This is a genomic window from Pseudomonas sp. HN8-3 (genome assembly GCF_020790195.1).
Classification (GTDB): Bacteria; Pseudomonadota; Gammaproteobacteria; order Pseudomonadales; family Pseudomonadaceae; genus Aquipseudomonas; species Aquipseudomonas synxantha_A.
In genome coordinates, this window is the sequence record NZ_CP086206.1 from 1,322,817 (window position 1) to 1,347,149 (window position 24,333).

General features: G+C 58.6%; 30 protein-coding genes. 27 read left to right on the plus strand and 3 right to left on the minus strand.

All coding sequences use genetic code 11. The features are described 5' to 3' along the window. Positions 1–8: 8 nt before the first annotated feature. The 24 genes from LJX92_RS05780 (at position 9) to recX (ending at position 19,235) form a co-directional block, all read left to right on the plus strand. Positions 9–1,547: a tail tape measure protein gene (locus tag LJX92_RS05780; RefSeq protein WP_228309404.1), complete on the plus strand. Its 1,539-nt coding sequence runs from the start codon at positions 9–11 to the stop codon at positions 1,545–1,547. After that, positions 1,547–1,930 (plus strand): phage tail protein, encoded by a 384-nt coding sequence (locus tag LJX92_RS05785; protein ID WP_005785407.1) that lies wholly within the window; start codon positions 1,547–1,549, stop codon positions 1,928–1,930. The genes LJX92_RS05780 and LJX92_RS05785 overlap by 1 nt, the downstream gene beginning before the upstream one ends. Beyond that, positions 1,923–2,135 carry a tail protein X gene (locus LJX92_RS05790; RefSeq protein WP_005785409.1) on the plus strand — a complete coding sequence of 71 codons (213 nt, stop codon included), beginning with the start codon at positions 1,923–1,925 and terminating at the stop codon, positions 2,133–2,135. The genes LJX92_RS05785 and LJX92_RS05790 overlap by 8 nt, the downstream gene beginning before the upstream one ends. 9 nt (positions 2,136–2,144) lie before the next feature. Further along, on the plus strand, positions 2,145–3,155 hold the full coding sequence (locus LJX92_RS05795; RefSeq protein WP_103733419.1) for a contractile injection system protein, VgrG/Pvc8 family: 1,011 nt from the start codon (positions 2,145–2,147) through the stop codon (positions 3,153–3,155). A gap of 62 nt (positions 3,156–3,217) precedes the next feature. Beyond that, entirely contained in the window at positions 3,218–3,415 is a 198-nt protein-coding gene (locus tag LJX92_RS05800; protein WP_228309405.1) for a hypothetical protein, read from the plus strand. Positions 3,416–3,507: 92 nt separating this feature from the next. Next, positions 3,508–3,999: a phage tail tube protein gene (locus tag LJX92_RS05805; protein ID WP_005785416.1), complete on the plus strand. Its 492-nt coding sequence runs from the start codon at positions 3,508–3,510 to the stop codon at positions 3,997–3,999. An 8-nt stretch (positions 4,000–4,007) separates the two neighbouring features. Then, positions 4,008–4,358, plus strand: a complete 351-nt coding sequence (locus tag LJX92_RS05810) for a phage tail assembly chaperone family protein, TAC (RefSeq protein WP_005785418.1) — start codon at positions 4,008–4,010, stop codon at positions 4,356–4,358. A gap of 29 nt (positions 4,359–4,387) precedes the next feature. Beyond that, positions 4,388–4,642: a hypothetical protein gene (locus LJX92_RS05815; RefSeq protein ID WP_032803291.1), complete on the plus strand. Its 255-nt coding sequence runs from the start codon at positions 4,388–4,390 to the stop codon at positions 4,640–4,642. Between the two features lie 62 nt (positions 4,643–4,704). Next, a complete protein-coding gene (locus LJX92_RS05820; RefSeq protein WP_078820431.1) occupies positions 4,705–5,928 on the plus strand; it encodes a phage tail tape measure C-terminal domain-containing protein in 1,224 nt (407 codons plus the stop codon). Positions 5,929–5,956: 28 nt separating this feature from the next. Beyond that, the gene (locus LJX92_RS05825; RefSeq protein WP_005785426.1) at positions 5,957–6,295 is read left to right on the plus strand and encodes a phage tail protein; all 339 of its coding nucleotides are present in this window, start codon (positions 5,957–5,959) and stop codon (positions 6,293–6,295) included. A 51-nt stretch (positions 6,296–6,346) separates the two neighbouring features. Then, positions 6,347–7,030, plus strand: a complete 684-nt coding sequence (locus tag LJX92_RS05830) for a phage minor tail protein L (protein ID WP_057021849.1) — start codon at positions 6,347–6,349, stop codon at positions 7,028–7,030. Between the two features lie 2 nt (positions 7,031–7,032). Further along, complete coding sequence (locus LJX92_RS05835) at positions 7,033–7,806, plus strand: C40 family peptidase (RefSeq protein ID WP_005785430.1); 774 nt, start codon at positions 7,033–7,035, stop codon at positions 7,804–7,806. A gap of 33 nt (positions 7,807–7,839) precedes the next feature. Further along, positions 7,840–8,469, plus strand: a complete 630-nt coding sequence (locus tag LJX92_RS05840; RefSeq protein WP_005785432.1) for a tail assembly protein — start codon at positions 7,840–7,842, stop codon at positions 8,467–8,469. After that, positions 8,466–9,125, plus strand: a complete 660-nt coding sequence (locus tag LJX92_RS05845; RefSeq protein WP_228309406.1) for a tail assembly protein — start codon at positions 8,466–8,468, stop codon at positions 9,123–9,125. Before LJX92_RS05840 ends, LJX92_RS05845 begins: the two co-directional genes overlap by 4 nt. A 59-nt stretch (positions 9,126–9,184) precedes the next feature. Then, the gene (locus tag LJX92_RS05850) at positions 9,185–13,126 is read left to right on the plus strand and encodes a phage tail protein (RefSeq protein ID WP_228309407.1); all 3,942 of its coding nucleotides are present in this window, start codon (positions 9,185–9,187) and stop codon (positions 13,124–13,126) included. Then, the gene (locus LJX92_RS05855) at positions 13,123–13,518 is read left to right on the plus strand and encodes a hypothetical protein (protein ID WP_228309408.1); all 396 of its coding nucleotides are present in this window, start codon (positions 13,123–13,125) and stop codon (positions 13,516–13,518) included. Before LJX92_RS05850 ends, LJX92_RS05855 begins: the two co-directional genes overlap by 4 nt. Then, positions 13,518–14,249: a hypothetical protein gene (locus LJX92_RS05860; RefSeq protein ID WP_228309409.1), complete on the plus strand. Its 732-nt coding sequence runs from the start codon at positions 13,518–13,520 to the stop codon at positions 14,247–14,249. The genes LJX92_RS05855 and LJX92_RS05860 overlap by 1 nt, the downstream gene beginning before the upstream one ends. Positions 14,250–15,347: 1,098 nt before the next feature. Further along, complete coding sequence (locus tag LJX92_RS05865; RefSeq protein WP_228309410.1) at positions 15,348–15,695, plus strand: hypothetical protein; 348 nt, start codon at positions 15,348–15,350, stop codon at positions 15,693–15,695. After that, positions 15,692–15,904: a hypothetical protein gene (locus LJX92_RS05870; protein WP_228309411.1), complete on the plus strand. Its 213-nt coding sequence runs from the start codon at positions 15,692–15,694 to the stop codon at positions 15,902–15,904. Before LJX92_RS05865 ends, LJX92_RS05870 begins: the two co-directional genes overlap by 4 nt. A gap of 196 nt (positions 15,905–16,100) precedes the next feature. Further along, positions 16,101–16,526: a structural protein gene (locus LJX92_RS05875; RefSeq protein WP_228309412.1), complete on the plus strand. Its 426-nt coding sequence runs from the start codon at positions 16,101–16,103 to the stop codon at positions 16,524–16,526. Between the two features lie 35 nt (positions 16,527–16,561). Beyond that, the gene (locus LJX92_RS05880; protein WP_228309895.1) at positions 16,562–17,035 is read left to right on the plus strand and encodes a lysis system i-spanin subunit Rz; all 474 of its coding nucleotides are present in this window, start codon (positions 16,562–16,564) and stop codon (positions 17,033–17,035) included. 81 nt (positions 17,036–17,116) lie between these two features. Further along, a complete protein-coding gene (locus LJX92_RS05885) occupies positions 17,117–17,617 on the plus strand; it encodes a CinA family protein (RefSeq protein WP_034126488.1) in 501 nt (166 codons plus the stop codon). A gap of 83 nt (positions 17,618–17,700) precedes the next feature. Next, the gene (recA, locus tag LJX92_RS05890) at positions 17,701–18,759 is read left to right on the plus strand and encodes a recombinase RecA (protein WP_005785454.1); all 1,059 of its coding nucleotides are present in this window, start codon (positions 17,701–17,703) and stop codon (positions 18,757–18,759) included. Positions 18,760–18,767: 8 nt separating this feature from the next. Then, entirely contained in the window at positions 18,768–19,235 is a 468-nt protein-coding gene (gene recX / locus LJX92_RS05895; RefSeq protein WP_005785456.1) for a recombination regulator RecX, read from the plus strand. A 62-nt stretch (positions 19,236–19,297) separates the two neighbouring features. On the opposite strand, the gene LJX92_RS05900 is transcribed toward recX, so the two are convergent. After that, positions 19,298–20,410, minus strand: coding sequence for a TIGR00730 family Rossman fold protein (locus LJX92_RS05900; protein WP_228309413.1), 1,113 nt, complete (start codon positions 20,408–20,410; stop codon positions 19,298–19,300). A gap of 293 nt (positions 20,411–20,703) precedes the next feature. After that, positions 20,704–21,138, minus strand: a complete 435-nt coding sequence (locus tag LJX92_RS05905) for a PA3611 family quorum-sensing-regulated virulence factor (RefSeq protein ID WP_034126491.1) — start codon at positions 21,136–21,138, stop codon at positions 20,704–20,706. Between the two features lie 178 nt (positions 21,139–21,316). On the opposite strand from LJX92_RS05905, the gene LJX92_RS05910 reads away from it, so the two are divergent. From LJX92_RS05910 to LJX92_RS05920, 3 genes are all read left to right on the plus strand, one after another. Continuing rightward, on the plus strand, positions 21,317–22,036 hold the full coding sequence (locus LJX92_RS05910; RefSeq protein WP_228309414.1) for a tRNA-uridine aminocarboxypropyltransferase: 720 nt from the start codon (positions 21,317–21,319) through the stop codon (positions 22,034–22,036). Between the two features lie 251 nt (positions 22,037–22,287). Beyond that, complete coding sequence (erdR, locus tag LJX92_RS05915) at positions 22,288–22,938, plus strand: response regulator transcription factor ErdR (protein WP_003189050.1); 651 nt, start codon at positions 22,288–22,290, stop codon at positions 22,936–22,938. Positions 22,939–23,013: 75 nt separating this feature from the next. Then, on the plus strand, positions 23,014–23,376 hold the full coding sequence (locus tag LJX92_RS05920; RefSeq protein ID WP_003189051.1) for a diacylglycerol kinase: 363 nt from the start codon (positions 23,014–23,016) through the stop codon (positions 23,374–23,376). A gap of 3 nt (positions 23,377–23,379) precedes the next feature. Here LJX92_RS05920 and LJX92_RS05925 read toward each other — a convergent pair whose 3' ends face one another. Beyond that, entirely contained in the window at positions 23,380–24,306 is a 927-nt protein-coding gene (locus LJX92_RS05925; RefSeq protein WP_003189054.1) for a LysR family transcriptional regulator, read from the minus strand. Between the last annotated feature and the right edge of the window lie 27 nt (positions 24,307–24,333).

Consider the following 24,333-nt stretch of genomic DNA (forward strand, 5'->3'; position numbering starts at 1 on the left):
TAAGCGGGATGCAAGAGACTCAATTTGGGACCAGGCTCGTTCAGGAGGACAAGCGTTGGCTGCTTGGCGATGCGGAAATGGGCAATGTGCTGGCGCCGTTTTCCGCAGAGCTCGCCGCGCCTGTCAGCCTTGAATCGGTGCCACAATCGTCGCCGTTATTGTTGCCGCAGCCGCAGCCGCAGCCGCAACTCCAGCTGCAACCCCAGCCCCAACCGCAACCGCTGCCGGAGCTGACCTCGGCGCTGATCACCGTTAGTGTGGACATCAACGCTCTGGCCCAAGAGCAAATTCGGTTGCGCGAAACACTGGAAACGCTCACCAGCACGCTGTTCATTAGCGCCAATTCGCTGGCAACCAAGACGGCAGAGGTCCGCGCGGGAGTCGCAGAAAGCAAGCAGGACGAGCCTGCGTCTGCTACCCCGTCCTGGGGGGAAAAAAGTGTTGAACTGGCCACCGATGCCGTCAAGTTCGTCGGCAAGGAAGTGTTCACCGGTTTGTGGGATAAAGCCAAAGACCGTCTTTCAGGCAAGGCGATTGATGCGGTGGCTGCCAGGTATCCGAAGGGTGCCAAGTGGCTCAAGGACGATAACGGCAAGGGCGCTGAAAAAGGCAAGGACTGTTGCTGCACCGGAGCAGTGCCTGCGCAGATTCGCGGCCCGCTTGATAGCGCTGCCGCACAGTTGCCAGAGAGTGTCGGTGAGACCGCCAGGAAAGAAGAGAAGGCACGCCCCAAAGATAATCCCAGGAGGCCGCGCGGCAAGCGTAACAAGGCCCGTCAAATAAAATCGCGCGAGGTCAAAATCCCAGAGGTCAGAAGGCGGACGGATCTCAAATCGCAGCCTACTGTCACGCCAGCCCCTGCTGCGCCGCCAGTCAATATCATGGGCCAGCCGCAGCTAGCGTTCGACAGCAAACGGGTGAGCGAGACTACACGCAGTATTTCCGGCAACTCATTGACCTCTTACGCAGCCGCTTCGGCAGACCGAGTCGCAGCACAGGGTGGGCCCAAGGGTTTGGCCCCTGGACTGTCGGGGACGCTCGCAAAGCTTGAATCGTCCGCCGTACGCCGCCTTGGCCCGCTGAAGTATGTCGACACCGCCGTGGATGTGATCCAGGGCGTACGCAATGGCGACGCCAAGGCCGTCGGTGCTGGCCTTAGCACTGCTGGCGGCGCCTGGGCGGGAGCATCCGCCGGCGCCGCGCTCGGCACGCTGGTTTTCCCTGGCATTGGCACCGCAGTCGGTGGCGCCATCGGTGGCTTGCTCGGCAGCGAAGCCGGCAGTTGGCTTGGGGACAAGTTGTTCGGTTCAGGCGATCGTCTACCTGCGCCGAACGCGCTGAGTAAAGAGCTCAACAGCGCGCGAACGGACAACGTCCAGGTCACGCTCTCACCGAGCATCCAGATCACCGGCGTTAATCCGGCGGACGCCCAGCAAGTGGTCAATCAGGTGATCCAGGCCCTGCAGTTTCAATGCGTGCCGATGGTCACCGATTCCCTGGGCATCCGGCGCAACGCGGCACTGGCCGATCCTTCAGGAGGTGATTGATGCGACAACAAATGGTGCTGGGCGACTTTATTTTTGGCTTATCCCGAGGGTTCGCCTATTCCACACTGGCCCGCAACAGCGACGGCGGCTGGAGTGACCTGGCGATTATTGCCAGCAAGCCGCAGTCGCGTCAGAGCGGCCAGAAGCTGGAAAAACTCACCTTCAGCGGCACGGCCATGTACGCCGTTGGCATGCAGCGCCTGGACGAATTGCGCGCTCTGCAAAATGCGCGGGCGCCGTTGCCGCTGGTCGACGGTATCGGCCGTAACTGGGGCCTGTGGCGGATCAATTCGGTGGTGGAAGCCCAAAGCAATGTGATCGATGACGGCACTGCCATGGTCATGACCTGGACCCTTGAGCTGGAGGAGTACGTCAATGCGTAGAGTGCGAAGTATTGCCGGTGATTCGGTCAACCTGCTGCTCTACCGCGAACTGGGGCGTTGCGATGACGCGGCGGAAGAAACCCTCTGGCGCTTGAACCCTGAACTGGCTGAATACGGCCCGGTACTGCCGGCAGGCGTATGGGTGGTCGTGCCTGAGATGCAAGCCCGGCCGGCTGCTGTACGGCCCGTTCTGGCCTGGGATTAAGGAGGCTGCATGGCACAGGGATTTACCCCGATCGTAGAGTTCTACGGCGCCAACGCGGCGCTGCTCAATCAACGCCTGATGCACTGGAGCCACACCGACGCCGCGGGTATCCAGACTGACCGCCTGGAACTGACCCTTAATATAGAAGGGTTGGAGGGCTTGCCCAGCCTCAGTGGCAAGATTGGCCTGCGCGTCGGTTACCAGGAAACCGGCTTGGTGGAAAAAGGCGAGTTTGTTGTCACCCAACGCACCCCAGTGTTGTTTCCGATGCGCCTGATGATCGTGGCGACCGCCGCGCCCTTCAGCGAGGCGGATAAAAGCGGCTATCGCCAGCGCCGCTCCGCCAGCCATGGGCCGACTACCTTGGGGGCATTGTTTCGCCAAGTGGTCAGCCGCCATGGTTTTTCACCGCGAGTGGCACCGACACTGGACGGCATTGCGATTGCGCACATCGACCAGTCCAACGAAAGCGACATGGCCTTCATCACCCGCCTGGCCAAGCGTTACAACGCGGTCACCAAGCCGTTTAACGAGCTTTACGTGCTGGCCGAAGCGGGGCAGGCCAAGTCCCTTACCGGCCAGTTGCTGCCCGAAGTGAAGCTGTCTGTGACACACGACAACCGCCCGGGAGACCAGGCCTTTATCACCGCCAAGCTCGACGAAAAATCGCGCTCCAAGTACATGGGCAGCCGCGTCAGCTGGTGGGATTCCGGGGCTGGCAAGCAGCGCATGGTCCAGGTCGGGATTGCCCCGTTCAAGACCGTGCGCCAGCGCTGCCAGAACGAAGCCGAAGCCCGCGCCGTGGCCGAAGGCGAACTGCGCCGGGTGGGCCGTGAAGGTTTGAAGCTGCAGATCGATTGCCCCGGTAACCCTTTGCTCGCTGCCGAAGGCTTGCTGGTGCTGGATGAAACCTGGCCTTCGTATATGCAGGGGCGCTGGTCGATTACTCAAGTGACCCACGTTGGCGACCCGGCGACGGGATATCGCAGCTCGATCATGGCCAGTGGACTGGCGTCTTGATCGTCACTACTGCGCGCCGTTGAAGCTCCCCATTACCGACCTGAAGCGATACAGGAACCAAGATGCCTATGAACGACGAAGAATTGGCCGCGATCAACCGCTTGATCGCCGCCCTGCAAACCCAGACCGATGGCCAGGTGGAGCTCAACGCGGCCATTCGACTGTTGGCCCAGAGCAACCAGGCGTTGGTCGACCTGATCAAGAGCCGAGAGCCGGACCCGAATGCGCCGCCTTATCTGGATGGCAAACCGGCCCCCTGATCCCGTCTCGACCTGCCTTGCACGCAGCAACACAGCCGTTGCACCCCACAGCCCGCCTTCGCGGGTTTTTTATTGTTCATGGAGAACATTCGATGTCGATTCTTACCCAAGGTACCCAGATTTTTGCCCTCGTCCCGCCGGTCTCCGGCACCGGGCCCTACACCGTGCTGGAAGTCGAGCACGCCACTTCGTTCGAACCGGGCGGTGCCCCGGCCGAGCAGATTGAAGACACCAGCCTCAATGCCGAAGAGCGCAGCTACAAGAAAGGTTTGCGTACCCCTGGCACGGCGAGCCTGGGCCTGAACGCCGACCCGACCAACGCCAGCCATATCCGCCTGCACCAGCTCTCCGAGGCCAAGGGCGATACCGGCGTGAAGTGGGCGGTGGGCTGGTCCGACGGCAAGGACGTGCTGCCAACCGTCAACGCCAAGGGCGATGGCTTTGAGCTGCCGGCAACCCGCACCTGGTTCACATTCGACGGCTACGTCTCGGACTTCCCGTTCAACTTCGCACTGAACGCAGTCGTGACCACCACCGTCACCATCCAACGCACCGGCGCCAGCGCCTGGATCAAGAAAGTCTGAGAGACGCCATGAACCTCAAACAACTGAAAGCCAAGGGCGGCATCGTCGATGCCCAGCCGGTGAAGAAAGACATCAGCTGGACGCACCTGGACAGCAAAACCGGCAAGCAAGTGACTGACACATTCACGGTGCACATCCGTCGCCAGTCGTTCGGTGTGATCGAACGTCTGTTCAGCCAGGGCGAGTCGGCACAGAGCCGCAACGCCAGCTACCTCGCGGCCTCAGTGTCGTTGGGGGCCGAGGGTGATGAAGCCCTGAGTTACGACGATGCGTTCGGTCTTGAGCCGTCATTGGGGTTTGTGATCCTCAATGCAGTCAATGAGGTCAATGGCACCCAGGGTGGTGGCGCAAAGAGCTGACGGCCGCCGATGAGTTCTGGCACGAACTGGTGCTGAACGGAGTGGGCGGCCGCACGATCGCCGAAGCCAAGGAACGCATGACCTACCACGAAGCCCTGGCCTGGGGACGCTATATCGACCGATATGGCTCCCTGCACGCCGGTAGGCGGCTGGAGGCGGGCAGCGCGTTGGTGGCGCTGCAGACCCACCGGCTGGGCGGCGGCACGGCCGAGATGATTGACTTCATGCCCCACGAGCTGCGCCGGGGTGTGTCGCTTGAACGTGCGATGAACGAGTGGCGTTAAGGACGACGCCACTTTCCTTGAAACCCGTTTCGACGGGTTTTATCCATGACCCGGAGAAACCTATGGCAACTGCTTCCCAGGGTAATCTGACGCTCAACCTCGGCAGCCTGGAGCAGGCCCTGGCGAAGGCGTCGCGGATTACCGAAAACAGCATGCGCGAGATGCAGCAGAAGATCGAGGACGCCAGTAAAAAGGTCAGCGCCTCTGCCGCAGCTGCGCTACAGGTCACGTCCGGCCAGTTCAAGGGCTTTCAAAGGGCCTATGACCCGGCCACGGATGCGGCGGAAAAATTTATCCAGAAAAATGCGCAACTGGTGCAAGTGCTCAAGCAGAGCCAGGGTGCGCAGAATGATTTTGTTGGCGCGCTGGATGCGCAGTCCAGTTACACCGAGCGGGCGGGGCTGAAGTTTCCAGTGGGTGGGCCGTACGCAGAGGCTGTACCGACGCCTTCGGGTGACGACGCGACGATGGCATTTCTGGACGACGCAAAGACCCGGCAGGTAAAGAGCAACTTCGCCGAAATGACGCAGTTGCTTGATGACTGGCGCCAGGGGGCGAGCAGCGCATTCGAAGAGTATTCGACCAAGGCAGGCACGGCGGCCGAGCAGTCGAAGGCAGTGTTTAGCAGTGCTTTCGAAAAGATGGACCAGGCGGTGCTGACGTTCGCAACCACGGGCAAATTCAATTTTTCGGATTTCGCCACGTCAGTGCTCAAGGACATGGCCACGATGGCGGCGAAGACCGCGGCATCCAGTGCGCTGAGTTCGTTGTTCGGGCTGGCCAGTTCGGCAGTGGGCGCCTGGTTGGGCAGCAGCACGCCCACTCCGACAACCACCAGTGTCGGTGCTAACAGCTACACCTTTAACCCCCAGCTCAACACGGCGGGTATTCATTACAACGCGAAAGGGAGCGCCTGGAACTACGGTGTTCAAGCCTTCGCCAACGGCGGCACCTTCACCAATTCCGTCGCCTCAGGCCCAACCCTGGCCCCCATGGCCCTGTTCGGCGAAGCCGGCCCCGAAGCCATCATGCCTCTGAGTCGTGGCTCCGACGGCTCCCTCGGTGTGCGCGCACTGGGCGGCGGTCAGTCAGGCAGCACCAGCAGCAACCAGGTGGTGATCCAGCAAACCATCAACGTTGCCGACGGCCAGGGCTCAGGCACCGACACCAACGCCCAGAACGTTGCCCGCGCCTACGCCGGCTCTGCCCGTCAGGGCGCCGCCGAGCAGATCGCCCGCGACCTCAAGCCGGGCGGGCAAATCTGGTCGGCCATCAACGGCCGCTGATCATTAACGGCTTACGCCTGGAGAAAACATGAGCACAGAAACTTTCACATGGGTGCCCAAGGTGGAGCCCGTCGGCAGCGTCGAGTTTCGTCTTAAGACGGCCAAATTCGGCGATGGCTACCAGCAAACGGCAGCGGACGGGATCAACAACAAGACCCAGTCCTGGCCACTGACGTTCGTGGGTGATGAAGCGCGCATCAAAGCGATCGTTGCTTTCCTTGATCGCCATGCCGGCGCCAAGGCGTTCAACTGGACCGCACCACTGGCAGCGCCTGCGTTGTATCGCTGCAAGGGTTACCAGCCAACGCCCATGGGCGCCGGGCTCTACTCCCTGACGGCAACGTTCGAGCAAGCCTTCCACCCCTAGCGCCGCCTCCACCCCGCCGTAGTGCGGGGTTTTCTTTGCCCGGAGAATCATATGTCCATCACTGCAGATATCCAGACCCTGGAGCCCGGGGCCTGGGTGGAGCTTTTCGAGCTCGATGCCACCCCCCTGGGTGCCGAGTTGTACCGATTTCACGGTTACCCTCAGGAGTCATCGATCTTCTGGCAGGGCCACGAATATTCACCCTGGCCGATCCAGGCCGAGGGCTTCGAAATGTCGGGGCAGGGCACCCAACCGACGCCGACACTGGCCGTAGGCAACGTCGGCGGTTTCATCACGGCGCTGGTGCTGTATTTCGAAGACCTGGTAGGCGCGCGCCTGATCCGCCATCGGACTTTGGCCAAGTACCTCGACGGCCAGCCCGAAGCTGACCCGGAAGAGGAACTGCCGCCAGACATCTGGTACGTCGAGCGCAAGGTTGCCGAAAGCAGTGAGACGGTGAAGTTCGAACTGGCCAGCGCGCTGGACTTCAACGGCGTGCAACTGCCCCGTCGACAGATCGTTGCCAACGTATGTTGGTGGCTCAGCTGCGGCGGTTATCGCGGCCCCTATTGCGGCTACAACGGCGGCCCGGTGGCGGATGCCAATGACGTGATTGTCACCGACGCGGCCAAGGATAAATGCGGTGGGCGGCTGACCAGCTGCAAGCTGCGTTTCGGCGAGAACAACCCACTTCCCTACGGCTCATTCCCGGCAGCCGGACTATTGCGGAGCTGAGCATGAACAAGACCAATCTGGCGGCGATTGCCCGGCACGCCGTGGCCGCGTATCCCCATGAGTGCTGCGGCCTGCTGATTCGTGAAGGGCGCAAGCGTGTGTATGTGCCGTGTCGAAATACGGCGAGCACACCCAGCGAACACTTTCGCCTGGCACCCGAGGACTACGCTGGCGCCGAAGAGCGCGGCGAGATTCTCGCGGTGGTGCACAGCCATCCGGATTGTCCGGCGACACCCAGTGAAGCAGACCGCGTGGCGTGCGAAGCCTCCGGGTTGCCCTGGCACATTGTTGAGGTACGCACCGACGACGACGGACAGGTGCGTACCGGTGAATGGGCCAGTTGCACGCCAAACGGCTACCAGGCGCCCCTGATCGGTCGTGCCTTCGCCCACGGCGTGCATGACTGCCTGAGCATCATCCTCGACTACTACCGCCGCGAGCTGGGCATCGAGCTTGGCGACTATCAGCGTGAAGACGGTTGGTGGGACAAGGGCGGCAACCTCTACCTGGACAACCTGCCGGCCGCCGGTTTCGTGCAGGTCAGCCAACTGCAACAGGGCGATATCGTGCTGATGCAGATCCGCTCGCCAGTGCCCAACCATGCCGCGATCTACCTGGCCGACGGCGTGCTGCAAAGCGAACCCGAGCATTACCCGGCCCCAGGTTCCATCCTGCACCACCTGTATGGTCGCGACAGCAAGCGCGATACCTACGGCGGCTATTGGGGCGAGGTGACGGTCAGCTATTGGCGACATGGCCTGCGGGCCAAACACTAACCACATCGGCGGATCATTCGCCTGGAGGATGCCATGCATCATGAAAAAGTCAGGACGGTGCGCCTCTACGGCAGCCTGGGCGCGAGCTTCGGGCGTGTGCATCGGCTGGCGGTGAGCAATGCTTCGGAAGCGATCCATGCGCTGTGCATTCTGGTGCCGGGGTTCGAGCGTTTCTTGATGGAGTCCAAGGACCGGGGCGTGACGTATTCGATTTTCCTGGGCCGCGACAACATTGGCCAGGATCGCCTCAAGGCACCTCCAGGCGCTGCGGATATCCGTATCGCACCGGTGCTGATGGGCAGCAAGCGCGCAGGGTCGATGCAAACCATTATTGGTGTGGCGCTGATTGTGGCTGCGTCGTACTTCTCTGGCGGTCTGGCCTCGGGCAGTTCCTCTGCCTTGATCGGCGCTTCATCCACCACCGGTTGGACCTTCGCCGCGAGCATGGGGATTTCCATGGCCATGGGTGGCGTCGCGCAGTTGATGTCACCCATGGCCAAAGGCCTGGGAACCATGGACCGTCCGGAAAACCGTGCGAGTTACAGCTTCAATGGGCCGGTCAATACAAGCATTCAAGGCAGCCCGGTGGGCCTGCTTTATGGTCAGTTGACGGTAGGCAGCGCGGTAATCAGCGCAGGCATTTATGCACAGGACCAACTATGAGGAAGATTGCGGTGACTCCCGATTCCCCAACGTGCGTGCCAGCCATACAACAAGCCGCCACTGAAAAGGTGCGCACGGTTCGCTTGTACGGCGTGCTGGGTGCGCGCTTTGGCAGAGTGCATCGATTGGCGGTCAGTAGCGTTTCAGAAGCCATCCGGGCCCTGAGCATTCTCCTGCCTGGCTTTGAACGTTTCCTGATGGAATCCAAAGACAACGGGCTGACCTATTCGGTGTTCATGGGCAAGCAAAACATTCCCCAGGAGCGCCTCGGTGCCCCTGTCGGCAATGACGACATCCGCCTGGCGCCAGTGCTGATCGGCAGCAAGCGCGCAGGCGCCCTGCAGACCATTGTCGGTGCGGTGCTGATCGTCGTTGGCGCAATTATCACGGGCGGCACCTTTGGTGCCGGCGCACCGTTTGGTTCGAGCCTGATCATGATGGGCGCCTCCATGGTAATGGGCGGGGTAATGCAAATGTTGTCACCCGTGCCCAAGGGCCTGGCGGCGCAAGATGGCCCCAACAACCGCGCCAGCTACAGCTTCAACGGACCGGTCAACACCAGCGCCCAGGGCAACCCGGTAGGCCTGCTTTACGGCCAACTGATCGTCGGCAGCTCGGTGATCAGCGCCGGGATCTACACCCAGGATCAACTCTAACGTTCCTGCTCTTCAACCAGCCCGCCGAGTGCGGGCTTTATTTCGCCTGAAGGAAAGCCATGACTGACCTCACTCTCGCTGGCAGCAAAGGCGGCGCGTCCAAGCCCCGTCCCTCCGTGGAGGCGCCAGACAGCCTGCAAAGTACGGCCTATGCCCGTATCCTCGATCTCGTCAGCGAAGGCGAGATTGTCGGTTTGAAAAACGATAAGCGCTCGGTGTTTCTCGACGAGACCCCGCTGGCCAACGCCGATGGCAGCCTCAACTTCAGTGGCGTGACCCTCGACACCCGCAATGGCAGCCAGGACCAGTCACATATCCCTGGCTTCCCGGCCGTGGAAAACGAAAGCCCGGTGTCCATCGAGCTGCGCAGCGATCAGCCCTGGACCAAGTCCTACTCCAACCTGCAATTGTCGGCAGTGCGGATACGCTTGGCGGCCACGCGGCTGTCGCAGACCAACACCAGCAATGGCGACACCAACGGTTATACCGTGCAGTACGCCATTGACCTGTCTACCGACGGCGGTGCGTTTACAGAGGTGCTGGCCGCCGCGTTCAGCGGTAAAACCACCACCAAGTACGAACGTTCCCACCGCGTTGACTTGCCCCCTGCCAAAGTGGGTTGGGCCCTGCGCGTGCGGCGGATCACACCGAACTCCACCAGTGGCGCGATTGCCGATACCACCACCGTGGAGTCTTCCACCGAGGTGATTGATGCCAAGCTGCGCTACCCAGGCTCGGCGTTGATCGGTCTGCAATTCGATGCCGCGCAATTCCAGTCGATCCCCTCGCGCTCTTTCGAACTGCGTGGGCGAATCATCAAGGTGCCGAGTAACTACGACCCGCAAACCCGCACCTACAGCGGTGTATGGGACGGCACATTCAAATCGGCCTGGACCGACAACCCGGCCTGGATCTACTACGACCTGCTGTTACACCAACGCTATGGCCTGGGCCACCTGCTCAACGCCGGCCAAGTGGATAAGTGGGAGCTTTACCGCATCGGGCAGTACTGCGACCAGCCGGTGTCCGATGGCAAGGGCGGCACCGAACCGCGCTTCACCTGCAACCTGTACCTGTCGGTGCGCGCCGATGCCTTGAAGGTGCTGCAAGACCTGGCGACCACCTTCCGGGGCATGGCCTATTGGGGCGCGGGTTCGGTGATGGCGGTGGCGGACATGCCGGAAGACCCGGTCTACACCTACTCCAACGCCAACGTCATCGGCGGCCAATTCATCTACGGCGGCTCGGCGAAAAAGACCCGCTACACTGTCGCCCTGGTCAGTTGGAATGACCCGACGGATTTCTATCGCCAGAAGGTGCAGTACGTCGACGACGCCGAAGGCATCGCGCGCTACGGCATCCAGCAAACTGAAATCAGTGCCACCGGTTGTACCTCCCAGGCGCAAGCCCAGCGCATCGGCAAGTGGGCGTTGCTGACCAACCGCCTGGAAACCGAAAGCGTGACCTTCGCAGTCGGCCTGGACGGCACCCTGGCGCGGCCCGGCCAGATCATCCGCGTGGCCGACAACGACCGCGCCGGCCGCCGCATTGGCGGGCGCCTGCGTGCTGCCACACTCGACACCCTGACCCTGGATGCCGAAGTCACCGCCACTGCTGGCGACACCATCACCCTGGTGATGCCCAACGGCAAGGCGGTGTCCCGAGCGGTCAAATCCGTCAGCGCCGCAGGTGCGGACGAGCAGTTGGTTGCCCTGCAAACCAAGCTCGATGAACTGCCGCCGGCCCAATCGATCTGGGCCATCGACTCCGCGACCCTGGCTTTGCAACAGTTTCGCGTGTTGTCGATTTCCGAAGACTTTTCGGATGACGAAATCAAATACAGCCTCAGCGCGGTCAAGCACGTACCGAGCAAATTTGCCGCCATCGACAACGGCGCCAAAATCGACAGTCCGCCGATCACCGTGATCCCGCCGAGCGTGCAAGCAGCACCTACCGGGGTAACGGTCAGCAATGACCATTTCGTCGAGCAAGGCAGCGCGGTCAATGTCATGACCATCGAATGGCAGCGGGCGGCCAATGCCATTGCCTATGAGGCTTACTGGCGCAAGAACGACGGTGAGTGGGTCTACGCTGGCCGCACGGGCGGCAGTTCTATCGAGGTGTCCGGCATTTATGCCGGGCGTTATGTGGCCAAGGTGCGGGCGATCAACGCGCTGGATATCGGCTCCCTGTATAGCGAGTCCGTGGAGACCGTCCTTAACGGCAAGACCACACTGCCGCCGACCGTGGCAGCGCTGACGACGGAGTCGTTGGTGTTTGCGATCAAGGTCAAATGGCAGATTCCGCAGGGGGTGAGCACAGCGGATTTGCAGCGCACGGAGATCTGGTACGGGAAAACCGCTGATTTGGCGATGGCAACCAAGCTGGGGGATTACGCCTATCCGCAGACCGATTTGACCATGATGGGGCTGGCGGCGGGGACGTCGTTGTTTTTCTGGGCACGGTTGGTGGATCGCACGGGCAATATCGGGCCGTGGTTTCCAAGCGGGTCGGGCGTCAACGGGCAAGCGAGTTCGGATGCGTCGCCGATTCTGGATCTGATCGCAGGGAAGATTGGTGAAACGGAGTTGGGTAAGCACCTGTTGGATCGCATTGAGCTGATTGACGGTGTGGGCGTGGGCTCGGTCAACGAGCGCCTGGACAAGACGCGCAAGGATCTGGAAGGGCTGGTGGATCAGGTAACGGATGCGTTGCTGTTTGATTCGGCCAAAGCATATACCAGTGGTGAGTTTGTGCGGTTGGGCAATCACCTATACCAGGCTGTTGCGTCGGTGCCTGCTGGAAATACACCACCCAATACAACGTATTGGGTGGATATCGGCACGCTTGTGCAAACCACTGCGGCACTGGCTACACAGATACAGCAGAACTCGGCGGCGATTGCTCAGCATGGCAACGACATTAACGCTCAGGCCCAGCAACTGAATGCTGTGAAGGTCACGGTTGATGATCCGGTCACAGGTGTAAGCGCTACAGCTAATGGGTTGAACACCTTGAAGGCTACGGTGACCACGCTGGATGGCAAGGTTACTAGCACGGCAGAGCGGGTAGATGGCATTTCGTTGCAGGTAAACCCTTCTATGCAGGGTGACGAAACCGGGTGGCAGGGTTCCGAACAGCAGTACGTCGGCGTCTGGTCGATTCAGTCGGCGATTATCGAGGGCGACCTGATCCAGGGGCAGCGCACGGAAGCTCTGGAGGTAAAGAGTTCCGCGAACACTGCTGCTGTGCAGTCTGAACAGACTGCGCGTATCAATGCCGACGGGGTACTGGGTAGCAGGATCGATACGGTCATGGCGCAGACCAACGCCAACAAAGCGGCTGTTCAATCCGAACAGATTGCACGTATCAATGCCGATGGCGCTCTCGGTAGCAGGATCGATACCGTCACTGCACAAACCGACGCCAACAAAGCGGCTGTTCAGAACGAGACCAACGCGCGGACAAATGGCGATCAGGCGCTGGGCCAGCGCATCGACACCGTCCAAACCACGGTAGGGGGTCATACGTTGGCTATCCAGACCAACGCGACCTCTATTCAGACTGTGGACGGTAAGGTCTCGGCCAACTGGTCTGTACGCATGCAATACGATGCAGGTAAGGGACAGTATTCCTATGCCGGTATCGGGCTTGGTTTGGAGAATGGGCCGGGTGGGTTGGAGAGTCAGTTCATCATCAGTGCTGATCGGTTTGCAGTAGGGCAGAAGAATCAATTCCCGTTCGTTATTCAGGATGGGCAGACGATTATTGCTGATGCCTTTATTGGAAATGGAACTATTACTAACGCCAAGATCGGTAATTACATTCAATCTAATAACTATAAGGAGGCAGAGAGAGGTTGGAGGTTGTTCTTCGACGGCACCTTCGAAATGAATGGCGTCGTACCAGGGCAGGGTCGCTCTACCATGACGCATCGCTCTATGCGTTTTTGGGACAATAATAATATTAAAAGGGTTCAGCTTGGAGATTTAACCGAATGAGCTATGGTTTGAATATTTTTGATGAGAGAGGCGTGCAAACATTTGGTATGGATGACTTTACGCTACAGCTGCTCTACTCCATTGTATTGCCAGCTTCAAATCTCGGTGGTGTTGGCAGAAGGTCTGACTATATGACCATTGATGTCCCAGGGTACGATCCGAATACAGGGATCGTAGTCATCACACCAACAAAATATGCCAATTATGAGCAAGGGGCAGGTCAGCCTGCTTGGGGCTTTTTGCCCACCTATCGAGACCTTGGTGGAACTAGTATTGCTCTGTATCAGTATGTTAACTACGGCACCCCTGATGGTGGCGGGCGCGGGAAATATCGAGAAATTTGGAAACAGTTCACTGTTGAATGCACGGTGGAGGTTTTTAGGAGGTTGTAGTGGCAGGTGACTACGGTTTATCGGTTGTAAATAATTCAGGTTCTACCGTAATTAACTCTAGCAAGAAGATACTTGTTTTTTCAGAAAGGGGGGCGTTTGCTATTAAATCAAGACATTCAGATTCTCAGGGTGTCGGCATCTATAATTTTATAAAGCCCATTAAGACTCTGGCGCCCCCACAGATATTTTTGCGAACCGTATCTGCCACGAGCTCATCAATCATACTGTACGTTGTGATTATGTATGGTGGTGCAGGTAATTGGACTGGTGTCGGATTTACTTCAGGGGCTGGTGGTATCGATTTGCAGAATCACAACATGGAAATTGTAGTTTGTAAATATAGTGATGCATTGCCGGCCTCGCAGTACGGAATGGTTTTGAGAGATGAGAACGGTGCGATTCTTTTTTCGGCAGAGGATAGGGTGGTTAGATATAGTAGGTTTACAAAGAATTGGATAAGAACCAGAAGTACCTTTACCGATACGTACTCATCCGATATTACGCCAAGCGCTGATGAGTTTATATGTATGTCGCAAATGGATAGGGGAGTGAATTGGTATGCTGGTCAATCAGCCTACGCTACTTTGCAAATTCGATTAAATAATGCGCCGGCGCTGAATATGAAGGTTCAGTTGCAGAACTTAGGAGATCTTTATGGGCAGGGGACGAACGGCACCTGTTTTAGTATTCCAGTTTGTAGGTTTCCAGTTGATAGGTATTACAACGTTTAGCTTGGCTGGAAATAGGCGCCTGAGTGTTCAGGTTTGAAATTTATAACGCTTGGAGGTTAATTAAATGGCGAGACAAGAAATCAATCTGGGCGCCGCACCGACCGGAGCAGGTGGCGACACTACACGAAGTACCGGTGTCAAGATCAACGCTATGACCCAGGAACTTTACGTTTCAGCAGGCCTCGCAAATAATAGTGGGTGGGGTGGGGCAAGTCCTATAGTAATGCCAGAAGGGTTTGACGCGAATACACTAACCGGTACCAAGCTGGTCCTGTTCAATAACGGGGTAAATCTGCCAGACGTTCAATATTGGTTCGTGGAGAACATTGATAATGGTGGCGGTTATATAACTCAACGCGCAATGAAATTTACGTCTCGCGGGTACGCCGTCAGGCAGAGACACCCCACAACCGGTTGGACAGCTTGGGAAAGGCAGATTACGTCCAACGAATGGAACGCAAAAACCGATCTTCCTAATGCTAACGCTAACACCTTGATGGTTGAGGGGTCATACACTACGACCTCGACCTGGGTGGGGTCCCCGTTTCCAGGCACTGACGGTACGAACCAGGGTTTTCTGACTAATAGAATGTGGAATGCGGCTCAGGACCAGTATCGGAGCCAGACATTCCGCTATCTAGATGGTACTAGGTCGGGAGGCAGCCTATTCGAGAGGCGTTGTGTTGCGGGAGTATGGCAGCCGTGGGCTCAAGCAACTGACGCCTATAGCTTGGTTGGCTCAGTCGCCTCCGATACATCTGGATCAGCCTTTCAAGTGGGCACTGCCGGATCGGGGGTAGGCCAAGGATGGTATCAGTTCGATAGAGGTGGGAGGCTTATTTGCACCGTGTACCTTGGTGACAGGGCAATGGCCGCTAACGAAGTTTACGCAGTTGGAATAAGTCTTCCTGCATCCTTCACCTTGACAAAAAGCATTGTTGTAACCGGTTCCGTCATCCCCACTCACACACATGACCATTACGGTTTGGCGAATGGCCACATAACGTCACCAACCAACTGCGTTGTCGCGTGGAGAAATGGGCCGATGGCGCAAGGCTTCAACAATATGGCGGTTTGCGTAACCGGATGGTGGAAATAATGAAAATCGTATTTAAGTTTTTTCCGCTGCTTTCGATGGATGATACTGAAATCGTACCGCCGACCCTGTCGGTGAGGGGCGAAAAAGTCACGCTCAATGGTGTTGAGACAGACTTTTCAGTATTACCTGATGGGTACGAAATTTGGTATGCCGATATCGATGCGCCTGGTTATCGCGACTACTCGCGGCGCCTCGGAAATGTACTGACGATCGGTATTGAACTGCAGTTCAAGCACGGAGCACCGGTGACTGTCAGATGCCCCGCCGACATCACGGTTACGAAGGACGGCAACGTACCCGTGCCGGAAGATCAAACAAACAGTGAGGCGGAGCTAATCAAGCCATGAGTATCAATCTCGATCATCTTAAGAAAATCGTCACACCTGCAGATATTAAACGTGCCGCAGAGCGGACTCTTGCACTTCAATACTTGCAGTCTACCGATTGGCAGGTTATCGCCGACTATGAGCGCAAGCGACCAATTCCTGACGAGGTGCAGGCAAAGCGAAAAAACGCTCTCGACATCGTGACCGCTGAGCTTGTCACCGACACCTGACCGAAACGTACACCGATACCGCCGTGAACGGTTTTTTTTCGCTTGAAGATAAGTGCGCCGATCATCGAGCAACATCGCTTCAGATTTACCTAGCGCGCCAGCCGCATAACCTGAGCCACTTATACGGACCCGTATGTACGGTGGTATGAGAGACGGCGGACGTAAGTCCGCCTCCTACTTGATTCTGGAGAACACAATGCCAGTCACAGAACCTCGCGGGGTACGCAATCGAAACCCCGGGAATATCGACTACAGCCCAGCCAATCGATGGCAAGGCCAGCTCAAACCTGACCCGGCTATCGAGAAGCGATTTGTACGATTTGATACCCCCGAGAACGGTATCCGCGCCATGGGCAAGTTACTGCTCACTTACCAGCGCAAATATGGGCTCAGAACGGTGAGGGGGCTTATTGACCGCTGGGCACCCAATGTTGAGAACGATACGGCGGCATATATACATGCCGTAGAGGTGAGCAGCGATACGCCGTCTGAAGCCGAGATCGACCTGACCAAACCATTTGTGATGCGTGGGATCGTGAGGGCAATTATTCGTCATGAGAACGCGGGATATGTTTACCCCGATGCAGTGCTGGCCGAAGGTGTGCGAAGGGCTTTGCTTTGAGTCGGGTGCAGAAACTGGTCGGCTTGCTGGTGTTGATGGTGTTGTCGATGGCAGGAGCGGCAGCGGTTGCTTGGCAACTCCAGGCCTGGCGCTACGGTTTGCAACTGGAACGTCAGTTAACATCCCAGGCCGCCAAGCTAAACCAACAAATTGAGGCGGCGCTGAGTCAGCAGAGAACGGAACAGGAAAAGCGCCTGGCCCTTGAGCAACAGCTCAACGCCAGCGACCAGCAACACACCCAGGAATTAACCAATGCCCAACGCAACCAAGCGGCTCTGCGCGATCGCCTGGCCACTGCTGATGTGCGGCTGTCAGTCCTTCTCGACAGCGCCGCCACTGGCTACGCAGTGCCTGCCACCTCCACACCCGGCAGCGTGGTTCATGCAGCCCCGCGAGCCCGACTTGACCCGGCGCATGCTCAGCGAATTATCCGCATCACCGACGACGGCGACAGCGCCCTGATCGCCTTGCGCGCTTGTCAGGCCTATGTGCAGGCCGTCGCGCGTTAGCCTCTTGATGCACTCTGTATCTTGCATGGCCGATAGGCTCCTGTAGGGTAGGCGAACCCCCGCCCATTCCTGGAGACGACCGTGAAGGAAATCACTCAACTGGCTGCCGAACTGGGGCGCCGTTTGCAGGTGCTCAGTGCCCACGTCACCACTGCCGAGTCCTGTACCGGCGGCGGCATTGCCGAAGCCATCACGCGGATCCCGGGCAGTTCGGCCTGGTTCGAGGCGGGCTATGTCACCTATTCCAACCGACAGAAGACCCGGCAGTTGAATGTGCCAGAAAAACTGTTCGCCAAAGTCGGCGCCGTCAGCCAGGAAGTGGTGGAAGCGATGGCTCGCGGCGCGCAGGAAAAAAGCCTGGCGCGGTTTGCCGTGGCGGTCAGCGGTGTCGCCGGCCCGGATGGCGGCTCGCCGGACAAGCCGGTGGGCACCGTTTGGCTGGCTTTTGCCGTGGGTGAAGAGGTGACGGCTGAGCTTGCGCACTTCCCCGGCAACCGCGACGAGGTCCGCCGACAAACGGTAAAAGCCGCGCTGGAGGGCTTGTTGCGACGAGCTGCAGCAGAAATAGACAATCAGGGGTAGGCGATCTCGGATCTTTGTGGAACAATACTGTCTACTTATACAGGTGTTGGCCGTCAGGCCTTATTGATTACGTGAGGACTTTAATGGACGACAACAAGAAGAAAGCCTTGGCTGCGGCCCTGGGTCAGATCGAACGTCAATTCGGCAAGGGTGCCGTAATGCGTATGGGCGATCACGACCGTCAGGCGATCCCGGCTATTTCCACTGGCTCTCTGGGTCTGGACATCGCGCTCGGCATTGGCGGCCTGCCAAAAGGCCGTATCGTTGAAATCTACGGTCCTGAATCTTCCGGTAAGACCACCCTGACCCTGTCGGTGATTGCCCAGGCACAAAAGATGGGCGCCACCTGCGCGTTCGTCGACGCCGAGCACGCCCTGGATCCTGAGTACGCCGGCAAGCTGGGCGTCAACGTCGATGACCTGCTGGTTTCCCAGCCGGACACCGGCGAGCAAGCCCTGGAAATCACCGACATGCTGGTGCGCTCCAACGCCATCGACGTGATCGTGGTCGACTCCGTGGCTGCCCTGGTACCCAAGGCTGAAATCGAAGGCGAAATGGGTGACATGCACGTGGGCCTGCAAGCCCGCCTGATGTCCCAGGCGCTGCGTAAAATCACCGGTAACATCAAAAACGCCAACTGCCTGGTGATCTTCATCAACCAGATCCGCATGAAGATCGGCGTGATGTTCGGCAGCCCGGAAACCACCACCGGTGGTAACGCGCTGAAGTTCTACGCTTCGGTCCGTCTGGATATCCGCCGTACTGGCGCGGTGAAGGAAGGTGACGAGGTTGTCGGTAGCGAAACTCGCGTCAAGGTTGTGAAGAACAAAGTGGCCCCGCCATTCCGTCAGGCTGAGTTCCAGATTCTCTACGGCAAGGGTATCTACCTGAACGGCGAGATGATCGACCTGGGTGTACTGCACGGTTTCGTCGAAAAGTCCGGTGCCTGGTATGCCTACAACGGCAGCAAGATCGGTCAGGGCAAGGCCAACTCGGCCAAGTTCCTGGCGGACAACCCGGATATCGCTGCCACGCTTGAGAAGCAGATTCGCGACAAGCTGCTGACCCCGGCGCCGGACGTGAAAGCTGCCGCTAACCGCGAGCCGGTTGACGAGATGGAAGAAGCCGACACTGACATCTGAAGCAAACGATGACCGTTGTACTGGATACACTCGTTGCCGTTCGGCGCACTGCAATGGACCTGCTCGCTCGCCGCGAGCATGGCCGAGTCGAGCTGACGCGTAAATTGCGTCAGCGCGGCGCAGAGCCTGAGATGATCGAAACAGCCCTCGACCGTTTGACAGAAGAAGGGCTGTTGTCGGAAGCCCGTTACCTTGAAAGTTTTGTGTCCTACCGAGCGCGCTCCGGTTACGGCCCTGCGCGGATTCGTGAAGAGCTGAGCCAGCGTGGTCTGCAACGTGCCGATATCGACCTTGCCCTGCGTGAGTGCGGTATCAACTGGCAGTCGCAGTTGGAAGACACTTGGCGCCGCAAGTTTGCGGGGCACCTTCCGATTGACGCCAGGGAGCGTGCGAAGCAAGGGCGCTTTCTGAGCTATCGCGGGTTTTCGATGGACATGATCAGCCGCTTGTTGAGCGGCCGCGATATGGACGACTGAACGCCCCAAAACGAAAAGGCCCACTATGAAAATAGTGGGCCTTTTTTTTCGCCTGCAAAAAACTACGCCGGCAGTGACGTCACACGTTGCTGCGTCTTGCCTTGGGCCTGTGCCCAGTTTTCCGGCAGGTTGATGTAATCCACCAATTCACGCAGTCGCCCCTGGTCGCGGCCATTGAAGTTGAACATCAGGCGGGTCAAGTGACTGAACCTTGGTTCGTCATGGTCTTCGCCTGTATAGGCGAGCTGTTGAAACTCGCCACTGAGCCGCAGGCTGGCAAACTCTTGCTGCAAATGGGCCAGAGCACGCTCACTGAGAGGATGGTTCATGCGCACCACAAACTCGCGTTTCAACCAACGGGTGGAGTGGAAGTTGGCATAGAACTGGTTGATTTCATCCACTGCTTCTTCGGCGCTGTAGACCAGGCGTATCAGCTTGAGGTCAGTAGGCAGAATGTAGCGGTTGGCTTCCAACTGGCTGCGGATAAAGTCCAGGGCACCTTGCCAGAACCCACCGCCTGGCGCATCCAGCAACACTACTGGCACCAGCGGGCTCTTGCCAGTCTGGATCAGGGTCAGTACTTCCAAAGCCTCGTCCAGGGTGCCGAAACCGCCTGGGCACAACACCAGCGCGTCGGCTTCCTTGACGAAGAACAGCTTGCGGGTAAAGAAGAAGTGGAATGACAGCAGGTTTTCGGTGCCATTGATGGTGGGGTTGGCGTGCTGTTCAAAGGGTAGCGTGATATTGAACCCCAGGCTGTGCGCCAGGCCCGCGCCTTCGTGGGCTGCCGCCATGATGCCGCCGCCACCGCCGGTGATTACCATCAGGTCGGAGCGCGCCAATGCTGCACCCACCTCTCGTGCCAGTGCATACAGTGGGCTTTCCACAGGTGTACGTGCCGAGCCGAACACCGTCACCTTGCGCCGGTCCTTGAATTGTTCGAGTACGCGAAATGCATGGTCCAATTCACGAATGGCGCGCAGGGTGATCTTGGCATTCCAGCGATCCCGGTCGTCCTGGGCCATGCGCAGAACGGTAAGGATCATGTCGCGATAAAGGGGGATATTCGGGCTGTTGGGGGCGATCAACTGGATTTGCGCGTCGACCTGCTGCGTGAGGACGGTCCCGTTTTCTTCAAAATGACGAAGCAACTGATCATTGGATTCATAAGGCATTCAACTTCTCCTTCTTTACAGGGCCTGGATAGTCGACGAGAGCGTCGTCGGGGCCACGACACTGCATGTGTCGTTGCATGCCACAGGAGGGCAGGCCGCTTATGCCCTGAAAGTGTTACTGAACAGCATTGAAATAGCTGTGGGCGGGCGTATGGGATGGCTTGATCATGGGCCGAAAAACCCTTGGCTGGCAACCGCTTATTGGTTACGCATCAGAGCGTTCAGTTGTTGGCAGAAAACGGATCGAGGGATTGCGCGCCGCTGGACAGCCGCGCGCGAGGGTTTAGCAGTGGTTACTTTTTCTTCTTCGCCGGAGCCGGGCAATCGGCCTCTGCAAACTTGACCGAAGCCACCGGCCGATTGGTCTTGTTCTCGGTGATTTCGTAGCGCATCACCGCGCCCTTGGCCATCAGCTCGCGGTAGCCTGGGTTGGTGCACACACTGCGGCCTAGCTGGAAATACACAGCCTTTGGGTTGGCGCGCATCTGTTCGGCACGATCAGGCAGCACGCTGAGGTGATCGATCAACTGCATGCCTTCAACGGTGTAGGCGACTTCCAGGGTTTTTTCATCGATTTCCCGGGGCAGGTCCTTGTTGCTTTCGGCCGCGACGCTTTGCAGCTTCTTGTTCATTTGAGCCTCCAGCAGCGAGGCCGCGTGGGCGCCCATAGGCAAGACCAGCGCAAGGGCGACGGATGGGGCAACAAGGCGCAGCATGGAACGCAGCATGAAACTCTCCTGATTCGGTTACTGGTGCATAGACCAGCCACTGCGCTGTGCGTTCAGTGGCGCGCAATTATAGGTGAGCCCTTGCCACTACAGCCAGGCGTATCGCTGGTAAACTGCGGGACTTCTGTTTTTCACGAGTTTCTTCCGTGTCGATTCCCTTTTCTTCGCCGCGTGCCCGATGAGCCACGCCGTTTCCCGTTTGCGTGCTCAGCGTCTGGCGCGTGCCGTCAGGCCGTTTCTCAATCGGGGTTCGCGTGCTGAGCGTTGTCCCGGCTGTCGGGTCATTCCTGAGTACTGCCTGTGTGCCTGGCGGCCGCAGGTAGAAGCCAGGTCCGCCATGTGCCTGTTGATGCATGACGTAGAGCCGATGAAACCCAGCAACACGGGTTGGCTGATCGCCGATGTCATACACGACACCACCGCGTTCGCCTGGTCGCGCACCGAAGTCGACCCCGAGTTGCTCAGGGTGTTGGCCGACCCGCAGTGGCAACCGTACATCGTATTTCCCGGTGAATTCGTGGCGCCGCAACGGGTAGTCAGTGAAGTGCGCGTGGAGGAGGGCAAGCGCCCGCTGTTCATTCTGCTGGACGGTACTTGGAGCGAAGCGCGCAAGATGTTTCGCAAAAGCCCCTATCTGGAGCATCTACCAGTGCTGAGCCTGGCGCCCGAGCAGTTGTCGCGCTACAAACTACGGCGCTCCAAGCGCGATGACCATTTCTGCACCGCCGAGGTGGCGGCGCTGTGCCTGGAACTGGCCAATGACCTGGCCGCCAGCGAAGTGCTGGATGCTTACCTTGATGTGTTCAGCACCCATTACCTGGCTGCCAAGTTCCAGCTGCCACTGGATGCGGCAGACACCGTGCATACCCGCCTTGCACCCTACATCCCGGCGGTATAACCAGACGACGTTTGCATGATGGCACTGTAAGCCCGCAACCCGCTAAAATCCCCACGGGCGTAGTGCTTGACCCTCCAGGCTACGCTGGGCATGCTGTGCGCCGATTGGGCGCAACCGTGAATTATCGACGTCGTTTCATGTGTTTTTGACGTTGAGCGGGCCCTGTGGCGATCGCTGCCTGGCCGTCGCCTCGTGTATTGGTGAACCCTGAACCCATCAGGGCTCCCATAAAAAACAGGATCATTTAACCAATGGCCACATACGAAATCCTGATTGCCGATGACCACCCGCTGTTTCGCAGCGCACTGCATCAGGCCGTAACCCTGGGCCTTGGCCCCGATGTACGTCTGGTCGAAGTGGCCAGCATTGCCGAACTGGAAGCCCGCCTTACCGAAAAGTCCGACTGGGACCTGGTGTTGCTCGACCTGAACATGCCGGGCGCCTACGGTTTCTCCGGGCTGGTGCTGCTGCGTGGTCAATACCCACAGATCCCCGTGGTGATGGTGTCAGCCCAGGAAGAAGCCGACGTGGTGGTGCGCTCCAAGGAGTTTGGCGCCAGCGGTTTCATTCCCAAGTCCAGCGCGATGGAAGATATCCAGAAAGCCGTGCGCACGGTATTGGACGGCGATGTGTCCTGGCCACCCCAGGCGTTTGAAGAAATCAATGTGTCCGATGAAGCCAAGGCCGCCCGCGATGGCCTGGCCAGCTTGACGCCCCAGCAGTTCCGGGTATTGACCATGGTCTGCGAAGGGTTGTTGAACAAGCAGATTGCCTACGAATTGAGTGTGTCGGAAGCGACCATCAAGGCCCACGTTACGGCGATTTTCCGTAAGTTGGGCGTGCGTACGCGCACCCAGGCGGCGTTGCTGTTGCAGCAACTCGAGTCTATCTCGCAACATTAAGTTACAGCCGCTTCACGCTTTTTTGACTTTGCGTGATCTAGCTTCCCCACTTCTTTGGTTCAGTTGCCTACATCTATGTCGCCTTTCAAGGGTCAAACCGGTATCAAACGTATCTTCAATGCAGGGGGCTATTCCCTGGATGGCCTGCGCGCGGCCTTCACTGGCGAGGCGGCATTCCGCCAGCTGGTGTTGCTGAACGTCATCCTGATCCCCCTGAGCTTTTTCCTGCAGGTCAGTCGGGTTGAACGGGCGCTGCTGATTGCAGTGTGTTTGTTGGCGCTGATCGTTGAGTTGCTCAACTCAGCGGTGGAAGCGGCCATTGACCGTATTTCCCTGGACCGCCACCCGCTGTCGAAAAACGCCAAGGACATGGGCAGCGCCGCGCAGTTCGTGGCACTGACCATGATCACCCTGGTATGGGCGGTGATCCTGATCTGAGGATCACGCGATACTCGGCAGCACGATCTCGTCGCTGCGCTGCACCCCAGCGGTGAAGGCGCGGCACAATTCGAGAAACTCGCGCATCGCCGAGGTCTGGTACTTCTGCTTGTGCCAGATGAAGTAGAACTGCCGGGCCAGATCCAGGTCCGGGGTTTCTACCGGCACCAGGCTGCCACGGCGGAAGGCATCGCGCAGCGCCAGCCGCGAAATGCAGCCAATCCCCAAGCCTGACTCCACGGCCCGCTTGATTGCCTCCGTGTGTTCCAGCTCCAGGCGAATATTGAGTGCGCTACGGTGATGACGCATAGCCTGGTCGAAGGTCAGGCGCGTGCCCGAGCCTTGTTCCCGCAGTATCCACGCTTCGTGGGTCAATTCGTCCATGGTGGCCACGCCACGCTTGGCCAAATGATGCTGGGGCGCACAGAACACGACCAGCTCATCTTCTACCCACGTCTGCACCTCGATATCCGGGTGGCTGCAGTCGCCTTCAATTAGACCCAGGTCAATTTCGTAGTGGGCAACCTGATGCACGATATGGGCAGTGTTCTGCACGTGCAGCTTTACCTGGCTCTCGGGGTGTTGCTGCATAAAGCTGCCAATCAGCAGCGTAGCCAGGTAATTGCCGATGGTCAAGGTGGCGCCGACCGCCAGGGAACCGAAGCCGGACTTGCCGTTGAGCAGGTCTTCGATCTCCTTGGCCTGGTCCAGCAGTGCCACGGCCTGGGGCAGTAGCTGATGACCGAGGGCATTGAGGCTCAGGCGCTTACCGGCGCGGTCGAATAATTGGCAGCTGGATTGACGCTCCAGCTCGGTAATCGACGTGCTGGCGGCGGATTGAGATAAGGCCAGAAGGCCAGCAGCGCGCGAGACGCTTTCCTGCTGGGCGACGGCGACGAAAACTTGCAGTTGACGGAGAGTAAATCGCATATCGATATAACCGATAACCCTTATCTT